The sequence below is a fragment of the Pseudomonas sp. PvP027 genome, assembly GCF_017833005.1.
Lineage (GTDB): Bacteria > Pseudomonadota > Gammaproteobacteria > Pseudomonadales > Pseudomonadaceae > Aquipseudomonas > Aquipseudomonas congelans.
In genome coordinates, this window is the sequence record NZ_JAFIBK010000001.1 from 141464 (window position 1) to 154701 (window position 13238).

General features: G+C 54.5%; 11 protein-coding genes and 3 pseudogenes. 6 read left to right on the top strand and 8 right to left on the bottom strand.

Going from position 1 to position 13238, the window contains the following annotated elements; all coding sequences use genetic code 11:
• Positions 1-172: 172 nt before the first annotated feature.
• The 3 genes from JOE33_RS00645 to JOE33_RS00655 form a co-directional block, all read right to left on the bottom strand.
• Entirely contained in the window at positions 173-1360 is a 1188-nt protein-coding gene (locus tag JOE33_RS00645) for a hypothetical protein (RefSeq protein WP_245227863.1), read from the bottom strand.
• A gap of 95 nt (positions 1361-1455) precedes the next feature.
• The gene (locus tag JOE33_RS00650) at positions 1456-1620 is read right to left on the bottom strand and encodes a hypothetical protein (RefSeq protein WP_080009278.1); all 165 of its coding nucleotides are present in this window, start codon (positions 1618-1620) and stop codon (positions 1456-1458) included.
• Positions 1621-1792: 172 nt separating this feature from the next.
• On the bottom strand, positions 1793-2107 hold the full coding sequence (locus tag JOE33_RS00655; protein ID WP_010434695.1) for a hypothetical protein: 315 nt from the start codon (positions 2105-2107) through the stop codon (positions 1793-1795).
• A 114-nt stretch (positions 2108-2221) separates the two neighbouring features.
• Between JOE33_RS00655 and JOE33_RS00660 the strand changes: the two genes are divergently transcribed.
• A complete protein-coding gene (locus JOE33_RS00660) occupies positions 2222-3043 on the top strand; it encodes an NADPH-dependent oxidoreductase (protein ID WP_010434696.1) in 822 nt (273 codons plus the stop codon).
• 124 nt (positions 3044-3167) lie between these two features.
• Here the strand turns inward: JOE33_RS00660 and JOE33_RS00665 are convergent, their stop codons facing one another.
• Positions 3168-3698, bottom strand: coding sequence for a hypothetical protein (locus JOE33_RS00665; protein WP_010434697.1), 531 nt, complete (start codon positions 3696-3698; stop codon positions 3168-3170).
• Between the two features lie 270 nt (positions 3699-3968).
• Between JOE33_RS00665 and JOE33_RS00670 the strand changes: the two genes are divergently transcribed.
• Complete coding sequence (locus tag JOE33_RS00670; protein ID WP_275574513.1) at positions 3969-5204, top strand: MFS transporter; 1236 nt, start codon at positions 3969-3971, stop codon at positions 5202-5204.
• A gap of 407 nt (positions 5205-5611) precedes the next feature.
• On the opposite strand, the gene JOE33_RS00675 is transcribed toward JOE33_RS00670, so the two are convergent.
• From JOE33_RS00675 to JOE33_RS00685, 3 genes are all read right to left on the bottom strand, one after another.
• Positions 5612-6493: a restriction endonuclease gene (locus JOE33_RS00675; RefSeq protein WP_010434704.1), complete on the bottom strand. Its 882-nt coding sequence runs from the start codon at positions 6491-6493 to the stop codon at positions 5612-5614.
• Between the two features lie 403 nt (positions 6494-6896).
• Complete coding sequence (locus JOE33_RS00680; RefSeq protein WP_157769321.1) at positions 6897-9629, bottom strand: ATP-binding protein; 2733 nt, start codon at positions 9627-9629, stop codon at positions 6897-6899.
• A 111-nt stretch (positions 9630-9740) separates the two neighbouring features.
• Complete coding sequence (locus JOE33_RS00685) at positions 9741-10472, bottom strand: hypothetical protein (protein ID WP_010434708.1); 732 nt, start codon at positions 10470-10472, stop codon at positions 9741-9743.
• 180 nt (positions 10473-10652) lie between these two features.
• Here JOE33_RS00685 and JOE33_RS00690 point away from each other — a divergent pair, with 180 nt between their 5' ends.
• Complete coding sequence (locus JOE33_RS00690) at positions 10653-11825, top strand: hypothetical protein (protein WP_157769322.1); 1173 nt, start codon at positions 10653-10655, stop codon at positions 11823-11825.
• A gap of 202 nt (positions 11826-12027) precedes the next feature.
• On the opposite strand, the pseudogene JOE33_RS00695 reads toward JOE33_RS00690, so the two are convergent.
• Positions 12028-12195, bottom strand: a pseudogene (locus JOE33_RS00695) (aminotransferase class I/II-fold pyridoxal phosphate-dependent enzyme); the annotation flags it as partial.
• Between the two features lie 7 nt (positions 12196-12202).
• Here JOE33_RS00695 and JOE33_RS00700 point away from each other — a divergent pair.
• The 3 genes and pseudogenes from JOE33_RS00700 to JOE33_RS25685 all read left to right on the top strand — a co-directional run.
• Positions 12203-12559, top strand: a pseudogene (locus tag JOE33_RS00700) (IS21 family transposase); the annotation flags it as partial.
• Positions 12542-12658: pseudogene (locus tag JOE33_RS00705) on the top strand (AAA family ATPase); the annotation flags it as partial. The pseudogenes JOE33_RS00700 and JOE33_RS00705, both read left to right, overlap by 18 nt.
• A 177-nt stretch (positions 12659-12835) precedes the next feature.
• On the top strand, positions 12836-13051 hold the full coding sequence (locus JOE33_RS25685; RefSeq protein ID WP_275574514.1) for a Mu transposase C-terminal domain-containing protein: 216 nt from the start codon (positions 12836-12838) through the stop codon (positions 13049-13051).
• Positions 13052-13238 lie beyond the last annotated feature (187 nt).

Genomic DNA, 13238 nt, shown 5'->3' on the forward strand with positions numbered 1-13238 from the left:
ATTTGTACTCCAAGGATTGCCCACCCCCAAACCGACATCACCCCATATAGCGCCGATCTCAATCCGCTGCGGATGGCGTCAGACATTTTTTGGGGGGGACTGCCTTGAAGTCGTTCGCCTCAAAACACTGGCGCCCCCACCTCGACTCAAGGCGCCGCAACGGCTGGGTAGTCTAGATACCCTTCCTCTCCCTGCGTGAACCACTTGCCCATCCAAGCGATCGCACGAGTCTCGATGTGGGGTCATGGTAATCCGTTGACCCACTTCGATTAAGGCGGGCATCCGACCGAACCCTGGCTGCGTAGGCACCGTAGTGACTCTCAATCCATTGAACGACGTCGTCGGGGACGTGGCCGTCGTCATCTCTGTGGCTCAGCAAGAGCTCGCTCGCATTGTGGCGTTTGCTCTCAAAAAAGGCCCAGAAATCTGGGGCCGTCTTTATCCCAAGCTCTACCCGTTCAAATGCTTCGGCCTGACCTCTTTTATCTGTTCCCACTTCCACAAGATGATGGGCCAGTCTCGACGCGACCTCTTCGTTGAGCTGGCTCATGTACGCATTGATTTCAGCCCTTATCCAGCCGTAATAGAGTCGGATTTGGCTGAGGATATTGATCAGGTATTCGGTGCCCAAGTGCTCCTTGATATCTTTCGAAACGCATGTGGTGATCCTTGCGATAACGGCGCAGGTCACAATACCGTCTTGAAGTCTTCGCTCGACGGGTCTCCCGATCGACGACAAAGCTTGGAACGAATCCTCCAGGATGCTCACAAGCGTCGGCACAGATGGCAGGTGCTGTCCGTTTTTCCAACTCCTCACCGCCCGCTCATTCTGCTTAAGCTTCGTCGTATCACCGGCCACACCAATTGGATCATGGAAAGTGGCCAGGGTGAGACCGCAAGAGGCGTAAGCCCAGGCGAGCACTTTATCCAACGGAGTTGAAAGCTTGCCCTCGACGCTGGAAGGAAGATACCAGCAGGGCTCCATAGGCTGGGGGGCTGCATAGATATAGCCTTGGAATACCACCCAATTGCGCGACAGTGACCTCACCGCAACGTCAACGGCATAGCTAGTCAGGAAGAAGCGCGTGGTGTCCCGTTTAGTCATCATGGTACCCATGTTTTTGACCATGGACGCGTATGACCAATACAGCTCATTGAGGAGGCCTCGAATCTGCTCGGCCCAAAAGGGGCAACGAATATAGCGCCCCAACGAATCGGTCAGCAGTTGAGCAATGTCTTCAAAGGCTTCTTGTAGGTTGCAGTCCTCCTTCGCCAGCCGCTGCATACGCTTCTGATAAGTTTTGGCCGTGCTTTCATCAAACTCTGTTTCGTCATCTCGGTTACGGGCTTTACGGGGCATTACGCCGCAAGCCGCCACGGCGTATCGAGCAACATCGCCAAGGGTAGGGGAGGTGTACTGTCGTTCCATCGATAATGCCCCGAAGCCGCTATTACTTATTGCTGGTTAGGGTTGAGTTGCTTGCCCCGATTGCCATGCACTCGAGAGTTGGTGATGTTCGACCCGCTCGTTCCTTTGTTAACGTTCAGGGCATCCGAACGATGGTTCGCCTGGGTACGCTGGGACGAAGACTGCTGTGAGCCTGAGGTTTTCTTAGTCATGGTGAAGCTCCTGAGAGGAGCGCTTCAGGCTAGCTGCATGCGCTCTATGGTTGGTGCACTCAGGTTAACCAGCGAGCGAGAACGTCTCTAGGTCGAAATTGGCGACGTGTTTTTCTGATAGCCGCGGCGGCGAGGTATCCGACAGCGCTTCCAGCTCTAGTCGGGCGGCCAACTACAGTTTGCTGACCAGCTTTTCCAGCTGAGCATGCTCCCAGGTGCTTAGAAGCTCTAAAGGGTCAGTACCAAATTGCTGCGATGAGTCGAAAGTGTACGCACGACCGTCTGGGCAATAGCAGCTATCGCAGTAATCCAGCGACTCGCAGTCGTTGTAGAACGTGATGACCCAGCCATCGGTTTCAACGGTCATCATGCCGCTGTACATTTCAGTCCATGCCTTCTCACCCAAGCGGCGCATGGTGCGGACGCCCAAAGCGATGTCGCGAAGCACCTGATAGGCCTCGCGGGCAGTAAGCTGTTTTGCTGACAATCTAAACGTGCCTTTGGGGGACTCTGTGGGCCCCATGGTATATGAAACTTCGCGCGGGAAGCGTGTCGCACTGCTGGCGATTTGGTAGCCTCGGGCTCTATTTGGAGATCTCGAATGACAGTCAACGCACAATCAAAACTGGCTTCCCGCTACGGCGCCGCGGACATCTCGCCTCTCATGCCCTGGAACGAGACGATCGATCAGTTGCTCGACCATCGCAGCGTTCGTGCTTTCACTGATCAGCCACTGCCTGACGGCACCATCGAGACTCTGGTCGCTGCGGCGCAATCAGCGTCGACCTCGTCAAACCTGCAAGTCTGGAGTGTTGTCGCTGTCCAGGACAGTGATCGGAAAGCGCGCCTCTCGGCACTGGCAGGAAACCAGGCCTACATCCGGCAGGCGCCTCTGTTCTTTGTATGGCTAGCCGACCTGTCTAGGGTCACCCGCGTTGCTGAGCAGCAGGGTGCAGAACTCGAAGCATTGCCTTACTTGGAGAGCCTGTTGCTCGGTACTATCGACGCGGCCTTGGCCGCCCAGAACGCCGTGGTTGCTCTGGAGTCTCTGGGACTTGGCAGTGTTTACATCGGCGCAATCCGAAACGACATTGAAGGCGTGGCCAAGGAGCTTGGTCTGCCTCCACAGGTCTATCCGGTTTTCGGTCTCTGCGTAGGTTATCCATCTACCGAGCGACCAGCGCAGGTAAAACCACGCCTGCCCCAAGGCGCAGTGCTTCACCACGAGACATGCTCGGCAGCGGCAGATGTGGAAGCAGTGGCTGAATACGATGAGCGCCTGGGCGCGTTTTACCAGCGTGAGGGCATGAAGGCTTCCGGGTGGTCGGAGCAGGTGGTCAATCGGCTTCGCAGTGTCTCGAACCTGCACGGGCGGGAAGAGCTGGTTGAGGAGCTGAAGCGGATGGGGTTTGGGCTGCGCTGATCGGCTCCGTCCTGCTTTTGAACGTGCACGGCTCACTGTGAAGAATGTGATTACTGTAGGTGCTTGAGCACTCAGGGGGCTAGGGCCGCCGCGGCCCGTTTGCGTGCGGCGGCTCCTTCGAGTTTTAGGCGGGCGAGTGGTCAGGGCTCTCGAGTTTGAAAATCAACTGGGGCCGGTCAGGGCTGCCGACATAAGCGCAGATGTTGAACTCAGCGGCATCGTCGTAGGCGCTAGCGCTAGAAGCCCATTGCGTGGCTTCCTCGTTAAAACCCGGGCTACAGAAATCGGTGTTGGGCCAGTAGTTGTGCAGATCGCCGTAATCAAGCTGTTTGGCGATAGCTCGCTCATCGGCCCCGATAACGCACCAAGCGGCAAGCATTCGGGTTTTCCAGTTCGGGGCCGTGAGAATGTGAACCGGGTCATAGCGGTCGAAACCCAAGGCTGCAACCTCGCCATCAAAACCAAATATCGCGCTGATTGAGCGACCTGGATCTGATTCATCTTCCGCGAGCGCGTCTACCCAACACAGTAGATAGCCGAGCGCCTGAAATCTGCTGAGCTTGCGGCTCTCTTTTTTCTCGATCAAATGATCTGCGACTTCATAGTCGCCCTTCCTGGACGTTGCGGTGCGGAAGGTGAATGTTGTCTGGGCCATCTTGTGCGTCCTTTTTATTACTGTTTTTGTTGTTTTTATTTTTATCAGTATACGAAGGGAGCAAGGGCTGTTACTACCTTTTAATAAATTAACGAATCTATCTAAGCGATGCTTTTTACACTCGTGAGTTTGTATATCTCGAACGCTGCCATTGGCAATAGCAAACAATACGCGCTAGATATCAATCAGGTCGAATAGTATATTGGATTGATCGTTTCACCCCCTATACCCTTCAGGCTATCTTGAGCCTGAAACTTCTGAGGTATCCCATTGAAACCCGCAACCGCAACATTCGGGGACGCATCTGCATCGTTCATCGAAAAAGGAACAGCTGAGTTTATGCGCACGGCCTTGGCGTTGTTTGCCGGCGGATTCGCAACCTTCGCACTGCTCTACTGTGTGCAACCCCTGATGCCAATCTTGTCCCACGATTTTTCACTAAACGCCGCCCAGGCGAGCCTCTCACTTTCCATCTCCACGGGGCTTATGGCGATCGGCATGCTGGTCACCGGCCCCATTTCCGATGCGGTCGGACGCAAGCCAGTCATGGTCGCCGCACTCTTCAGCGCGGCCTTGTGCACGCTGCTCAGCGCCGTTGTGCCTACCTGGACAGAAATTTTGATTATGAGAGCGCTGGTCGGGTTGTCGCTATCGGGACTGGCGGCGGTTGGGATGACCTACCTCGGCGAGGAGATCCATCCCAAGCACACTGGCCTGGCGATGGGTTTGTATATCGCGGGGAACGCCGTAGGCGGAATGAGCGGCCGACTCATCAGTGGCGTATTGGTCGATTTCACCACTTGGCGCGTAGCCGTGCTGATCATCGGCGGGATCGCGCTAGCCTCAGCCATCCTATTCGCCAAATTCTTACCTGCATCGCGTAATTTCCGCCCGATCCGTCTGAACCCCAAGGCATTGATCGATGGGTTTTCTGTGCATTTCAAGGATGCAGGCTTGCCATGGTTGTTTCTCGAAGCGTTCCTGCTGATGGGAAGCTTCGTGACAATGTTCAACTACATTAGCTATCGGCTATTGGCCGAGCCTTATCACATGAGTCAAGCGTTGGTAGGGTTGCTCTCCGCGGCCTACCTGGCCGGCATCTACAGCTCCGCCAAGGTCGGATCCCTGGCTGATAAATACGGCCGCCGCTCGATGTTCATGGTATCGATTCTGGTCATGGCCGCGGGGCTAGGGCTGACCATGGCGTCGCCGGTGGCCGTGATTTTACCAGGGATGGTTGTGTTCACATTTGGCTTCTTCGGGGCTCATTCAGTTGCAAGCAGCTGGATCGGCCGACGCACCGTCCGCGCGAAAGGGCAGGCATCGTCTCTGTACCTCTTTTCCTACTACGTCGGGTCGAGCGTCGTAGGTAGTCTTGGTGGCTTTGCTTACCACGCAGGCGGGTGGAATGGGGTGGGCGCGTTCATGGGGGCATTCCTGTTGGTCGCGCTGGTGATTGCACTCAAACTGAAAAAACTACCAACCACCTCAACCGATTTGGGTTGATCAGTCTAAAATCTGGCACGTCCTTCACGGAGGGACACTCCTACGTAATGCCAAGGCTCATGCCGCGAACAAAGCGGAGCTATGGGCCTGGCTAGCTGGCAACCGCGTCATGCGAAGGTCAAATCCCAGCGGCTCATGTGCAAGGCCACAGGCGCATGAGAAACGCTGGTGGCTTGCACGTTCGCATTTCTACGTCGAGCTTGGTTATCGCCTGCAGCTGCTCATCAGCAACTATCTGTTGAGTACGATTTTTCTTGAACATCAAAGCGAATCGGCTCAGAGGGAGCTCTCGTTTCCGGCGATGTAAGCTCGTAAAAAATGGCACTGCGGAGCTGTTTAGAGCCCCGACTTCACTCGCGATCACCGCCCCCATTGAGACTGTTTGAACCGTCCTGATCTTCCCCGCGTCACTGCGTTACTGGTTTGCCTCTTTTCATTGCGCCTGGCATCACCCGCCGAACTTGAAGCTGCTCTTTGTACAGCTCACAGTATTCATCGATGAGTATCTGTCGGGGCATCACGCTGAACATGTTGCTGTCGTCCGCCAGTTCGTGATTGGGCGGAGGGGCGGTCACAAAGCTTCCGTTCATTGCATCAACGACAAGGATGTAGGAAAAGAGATGGCGCGCCTCCAGCCCACGAATCTGCCAGTTCGCTGCTAGTTCATTGCGAGCCTGGTATTTGGCGGCTTGGTTTTTCGACCAAAATAGGATCGCATGGACATCTTCCTGATGCCCTAACCCAAATGGTGCTCCGGTCTCTAGGTCGAAGAAAGTCCAGAAAGGCATTCCCACGTTTAGCTCCGTCGGTATTGTGTTGTGACGGAGCCGCATTCCCAGCAGTTGCCCAATTGAAGGGATTTCTTCGATACTCAAGGCAGTAATTCGGTTCCGCTCCGCAAAGTCCTTGGCGCCTGACTGGAAACCGCTCGCAGAGACAATGACTCCGATCACATCAGAAAACTCACCAACCTTGGCTTTGAAGGCCAGCATGTCATTGCGTTCCAGGCGTCTTTTTTTATTCTTACACTCAATGGCAACTCGATGGCGTATCCCTGCCACTTCAAACTCGTAATAAACGTCAATCTGATACTCAGCGCCCTCTCTGCCCATCAAACAAGCATCCTTCGCGACGACGATGTTGTGGCCGCCAAGATTCAGAAGCGTCTGATAAACGTATTGAACGTGATCCTCAAAATCCTTCCAGTTTAGTTTGTTGGGGGGCTCGTTACGTTGCTGCTCAAGGGTTTCTATTAGGCCTAGGATTGACGGTTGGGTTGTCTTGGGCATGGCGGTTAGGGTTCGAGTTGAATACCATTGAAAGCCGACGCAAACACGTCGACGCGCAGGCCCGTATCCTATCTGAAGCACTTCGAATGAGCATGTATAGCGTGGAACGCCAGCTGGCACGGGTACGTACCAAGGAGTCCCCCTGATCAACACATGCCATCGTGCATTCGGCAGCGTGAGGTACTTACGCTACGCCATCCGTCTATGTCTGCCTAGGGCCGTGTGAAGAGGCATGGCCGAAAGAGATGGTTTGTTCATACAAGCAGAGCTGTTGCCAGCTTTCAACGTGGGGGATACACGCCTGCTCAAACGCAGAGTTGACTGGATTCAAGTCGATCGCGTCGGCAGGCCCTCGCTGGAATGGTCAGCTCACCGGCGATGAGTATAAAAAGCACGCCATACTCTACTCCGACGTACCTCCGACTTGTTCGTGATACCTCGCGAGTTTGAGATTGAGGCGTTGTTGCTCTTGTCCAGCCTCACTCAGGGCTATTGCGGCGATTAGCTCAGGTTCGGGGTCTACCCCCTCAATTGCTGACATGAAATCAAATCGATGCTCATGGAAAACGCATCGGAACTTCTCATGTTTAGGCTCGAGGTTTTCAAATGCCTTCGACATCCAGAACAAAGCCTCGTTGGGATTCCCCATCTGGTGCTCGGCCAGCGCCATTAGTCGTTGAACGAATGGGGCCGATGCCAGATCACCTCTAACCTCCAGCAGTTGCTTCGCTTCAACAGGCCTATTCATCAGCAGTAGAAGCTCGGCATGTCGCTGCTGGTGGAAAGGCTTAGGTGGTAAGCTCTCAAAATACACCAGCGCTTCCGACTGCAGTCGCAGGGCGGAGTCGCCAGCAGTGCGTGACGCCTCTAAAAGCGTATCACCCCAATCGAAGCGCTTATCGGATTGAGGAATGTCATCGATCAGAGGGCGTGGAATCTTTCCCAATAGCCGGCTTAGAAACACGGGTGCTTCCCGAGACAGGTAGCGTGCAATCGACGAAAGCGTCTGTACCGCCTGAGGCATCTCTCGAAGCGCCGCCTCTACCAGCCATTTTTCAACGGTACGCTCATAGCGCAAGAGCAAGTCGCCGCGTCCGAGCCAGGCAGCATGCTCAACGGCAGCAAAAAGTACCGAGTGCGATACAGGTTCTGCAGATTCTGCGGCACATAGGATGCGTTCGACTATTCGTGAGGCCTCCACCTTCTCCTCGGCGGTGCGGTGTCTGAGCAGTCTCATGATCTGAACCTCACTTTCGGCAAGTGGATGTTCGCCAGCCATGACAGATCGGAAAATACGGAGAGCCTCACTCTTTTGCTCGAGTCGATTTAGGGCTTTGCCTTTATGGTGAAGAATTTCCGAACGCTGCTTTAACATCAGTCCGGGAGCATTTTCTAGTTCGTCGAACATCGGCATTCGTAGGGTCAACTGATCTTGAGCGTATTGCGTCCCGGTGATTTTGTCGCACAAATACAGCTTCTCGACTGTTTCAAGCAGGGCCATTGTTGTGATGATGGGAGTAGGGGCTGTTCCTGCCCTGACGAGCCCCGCTAGCTTCACTGGATCACCAAGAAGCGCGGGTTGTACTTCTGCAGGTGACCAAACCAGGGCAATGGCGTAGATGAAGGCTGGGTGGGATTCTCCGCAATTCACCAAATGCTGGATTCGGCGATGAAGGTTCACCGCAGCAGACCAAAAGGACAGGCCCGTTTTGCTGGCAGTGTGACCTAAATAATCGCAGACCTTCTCAGTGATCGCTGCCCGCTCTTGGTCAGTCCACCATGGCTGGACACTCAAACTGTTAAACACAACGTCATGCAGCCGGACAACGTTGGGGCGATCAGCAGCAACCAATCCGTGCTTTTGCACCAGCCGGATCGCACTGGGCGCCGTCAGCGTTTTCAGCAACTCAGCATCCACATTGGGTTGACCCGCCCACTGAAAAACAGAGAGCGGCGATTGAACCGCAGCACGCAACCTGCCTAGCAGTATATCTGCCAGCGTCTGCCCATTAGAGTCCAGGATACCCGGGGCGCGACAGTCTAGTTCGATGTCATCCCAGGTCGTGCCTTCGGCAACTGCTGCGTTAATGAGGCTGATTGTCAGCGCGTGTCCGCCAACTGCCTCCCAGATTTTCGGGAATACCTCAGGCGGGCAGTGTTCAACGTCCCTGTTCACCAGGGTCAGTGTCTCATCTTGACTCATCAATGGGAGCCGATAAACACCTTCCGAGGCAGCTCGCCTCGTGACCACGATGTTCGATCCCGGAGCGCAGAGCGTTGCAAGGCTCTCGATTCTGAGACTCTCACTGGCATCGTCGATAATGAGCAGACAGCGCTGGTGCTTCAGAAGGCCCGTTACATTGCGCAGCTCACCAATCCTGCTGATTGCCACAGCCGACAGCTTTTCAATGGTTTGTACATCTGCCCCAGCAAGCCAGATCACTGTTTGATATTGAGATCGGTTGCGATGTGCGAGGGCAGCAGCAGTGTCTGACTTGCCAGTTCCGGCCATCCCCGAAATGACGATGCATTTTTGCAGGGACAAAAGGTCATCCAGGTGTTTATCCACTTGGGGTCTGGACAGTCGGCGCGCATCAGGCATGGGCACTAACGCTTGGGCTGCTTCCTCATCAGCAAATTTTGTTAACGATGGCAAATACGAGCTCATCTTGAGGACGATGTCGTCACTAAACAGCCCCTGGTCGACGATGCTGGTTGCGATTTCTTCGGCACCAAGCAGGTGTAGTACCCGCCCCTGGAGTGGTGGACTGTTCATTACCGCATCAACAAATTTTTGGGCGATCTGAGGACGTTTCTTGCTGCCGGCGACCAGATAGATTTCCCTGGCACTCGGGGCTTTGCGCAGCACGTGCTCCAGATCTTTGCGAGCTTTGGCCATGGAGGAGGTGAAGTAACCTTTCTCGGCTGAATATTCAGCAGCGATCAACCCGTCAGCTGATACGCCATCCACTACCCCAGCTACAGGAAAGCCGCCTGCGTTAACACCCTGTGATCCAACCGGTACGTTGAGCACCAGCCTCAAAAACAAGCCCCCAAAAATCTCAAAAGGCTGACCGATCAAGCTGATTTCCTTGGCCAGTTGATCGATGTAGAGAGTGCGTTTTTGAGCTTCCATGGTCATCCGAGCTTAAGAAAATTGGGCGAAATAAAAAGTGCCGCCAGGGCTGCGCACGAGCGCTCTAGCAGCAGCTCAGAGGGCGTTTACCCGGCTGACCTTGGTTCAGGATCAAACTCGATACTCCAGTTCATGGTTGCCGAGAAAGCATATCAGCAGATCTTGTAGCGCCATGGATTCCTCTTCAGTCAGGTCGAAGGGCTCGCAGTCTTCGATGTAGAACGTGTGCCGCTCGTAGCGGAAGTCCCGCACCTTGCTTCCTACAAGCTTTCCTTTCTGAAAATGCACTTTGCCACGGCTCGATGGATGCAGCTCGCTGAGCAGGTTGCCGATGTCCCGCGCATTCAGGATGTAGGGGGTCTCATCTATTTTGAAGTGAAGGTGAGGGCCTTTCCAGCACATGCCCGAGAATCTGTCTCGCGATCTGCTGCCCACAAACCCGAAAGGTCTGAGCATTGTGTTCGCACTACGAAACTGCTCATAAAGCTCGGGTAAGTCAGGCAAGCCCTGAACGTTAGAGAGGTCGGAGTGAACAATCTTGTTTCGCCAGGTGTTGAGCTTTATCGCCTGGGCTACAAATTTTGGCCAGAGCTCAGGAATTTCTGGGTGCATATCGAATTTGGGGAGCTCGTCCTTGATCAATGACGCGAGACTTTGGTGCTTGGGCCATTTTCCCGTTTTGCGCTCGATATAGCCCTTGACCATCTTCTCGAACTCAAGCGCTTCGTAGCGGACATCATCTACCGAAGGCCCCAAGCTACCCGGCAGATCCTTGTAATCTGCACCGGGCCTATAAAGGGGGATCACAGTGGGGCTTTTCTTTCGTCGGAACCAGTTAAACATGCACAGCAAGCCTTGAAGTGAGGAGGGGTTGATTGCGGTGAGCTCGATCTCCGGCACAAGCCATCCGAATGACCTTTCTGCCGAAGTAAACCATGTCCATTTCCATTAGGGCCTAGTTACACACCTCGCTTTCCAGAGACAGTAAACTCCCGACCTGACACGAAGACCATAGGCATCACATTGTCCATCGAGAATTCATCAGCAGAACCCACACCGGTACCTGGGTGTGACGATCAAGAGGCTAAGCCGTTTGCACTGACCGACGGTAAGCGGCGACTGATTTTGGACGCGCAAAAAGAATACCGTCGCCGCAAGCGTCGAGAGCGACGTATCGAATTTGGCTGGTTCTCCTGGCTTTTCGACGAATTCCCAAGCGATGAATTCTACAGACCTCCACTTGGAGAGCGACGCAACACGCGTCAGGAAATGGCGTATCACAGCTTCAGGCAAATGATGAGCTGGTCGTTCTGGTCTGGAATCAAATCGTCCACCGGTATCAGGCTCGCAGCCGTAGCAGGCTTGGTAGCCGGTTTTCTCCAGGCAGCGCCATTGCTGAAGGGGGGCGAGGTTGCTGTAGGGCCCTTAGGCTGGTTGCTGGTCAGTGCCGGATTCTATCTGCTCGCGGTGCTCTGGTTTGAGTGCAGGTGCCCCGTTCTGCTCAAGCGAACGCTTGCAGGGAAGCAGGAGTACTTGGGAATTGAAGGTCGACGCTGGCTGCTCGCTTTAGTGGAAGATGAGTTGCGAAGGTGGTGGGGCATCAAACCTTACGACCTGAAGTCGGGGAGGGCCCATGTCAATGCTGATACCTACCAGGTGGCTCTCGAAATCGTTCAGTACGGGAACGTACCCGCCTACGGTGGCTTCTACGACTATGCCGCAGCTCGGATCGAACACGCCCTTGATGAGTATGCCCAGTTGACGTCTACCATGATTTGGCGGGACGAGGGACGGCCAAGCGAATTGCGCAGGTTCTCTCCTGGTTACCGCCTTTGCCCGTTGAACGCACCTCTTCGTAGTCTTCATTTGTCCGTCATGGATGAAAGCAAGGTGACAGCAGCAGCAATTGGCAAGGAGGGGGATTTGGTGATCCGCTGGTTTGACACGCCCTTGACCTTCATCACCGAGCTGCCGACCTACCGTAACCTGACGGTATCAAGCTATACCGAAGGTCTGGTCTATCTTTTTCGAAATGACTCGTCGGCGCTGACGTTCACTCGAATAGTCGCGCAGTGGCAGAACACAATGCGCCCTTTGAGTCGGCTCGTCCTCCTCGGCCTGTTTGCAGCCAGCGGGGCATGTTTTCTGTGGTTTGTCCTCCAGCAGCTGAAGATACTTGCGCCAAATTTGCTCTGACGTCCACCGAGCGATGTTCAGCATGTCCTCATAACCATGCACCAGGACACCCATTCCACTGATGTCCAAGTGTCCGAGGTCGGCCGGGAAGAGTAGTCCTGGTCGACGTTTTTGACGAGGTAGGTCGTGCTCGCATCTATCGGCTTAAGCTTAAGGCGCTAGCAAAGCGTTTCATCAATGAAGCGTTAGGTACCGCTCCTCTTCATTCCCGCAGAGAAGTACAAAAAGCGTGAATGGCTTCGCAAGCCTGTGTCAGCGATGCCTCATCCAAGGCATAAGCAATGCGAATATAGGGCCCTAACCCGAAAGCGCTGCCTTGCACGACGGCGACATCGGCTTCATCCAGCAGGGCATGGGCCACATCTTCGTCTACCCTGCGGGTCTCTAGTACCTGCCTGATCAGCGTGGCGCGCAATCGTTACTCGGTGCCTTGCGAGCGCGTCATTCAGTGGGTCAGCAGTCGTTTATACCCTTCGCGGGTGGTGGTCGTTGCCGATGAGACAACTATCGCCAGTCATGAACGGCTTTTTGATCGAGACCAGGTCAGCTACGACTGGCAGCACTACATACCGCTGATCGCGCGCAAGCCTGGCGCGCTTCGCAATGGCGCTCCGTTTGCCGATTTGCCCAAGCCATTGCGCCTGCTCAGGCGTGGCCTGCGGCGTCACGTGAACGGTGATCGCTTCATGACACAAGTCTTGGCTGCGGTGCCCATTACCGGCCTGGACTCCGTTCGGCTGCAACACAGCACTCTAGCTGACCAGACAAAGATCAAGACACGAGAACGAAAGCGTAAGGAAGATGATGTTGCTGAGGACGATGAGCCATTTTGATCTTGATCGTAAGGTGCCCTGTCACACGCATCATGTGGTAGGGCTTCGATCTTTAGAGGTCGGACAGGACTGCTACGCTAATACACAATTGCTGATGACGAATCGACAATCTGCCCTGGGTCATTTTTCAATCGGCAAGGTGGGTCAGTTTTCAATCAGCGCCGACACACCACACGAATTGTGACTTCTCAAGGTATAAGGTTTAACAACCTACTGTATAGGTCGGATGCACTCAAAACTATTGTAGGCCAACGTGTGAGGCTCAAGTTCGATGGCCCAGCGGGGGATCGTGCCGTAGTGATCTGGGGAGAAAGCATCCATCTGGAAAGGTCAACAGGAGGGGAGGTCGAAAATCTCATGAATTTTGCAAAACTGGTGCTTGGTTTAGGCTAAGGCGTTTTGTTTGGGTGTATTCGCTGTCGGTGCGAAGTCTGTACGATTGAGCTGAATCGTAGCTGGCGTCGGCGTGTCTTACTCCGCGAAAATACCCACGGATTGCGGGACATGACTCTGGTAACGCGCCGCGGTTTAAGGGCAGTTTTTGGGCGGCAGACGAAATTTCAGAGTCAGGGAGGTTGGT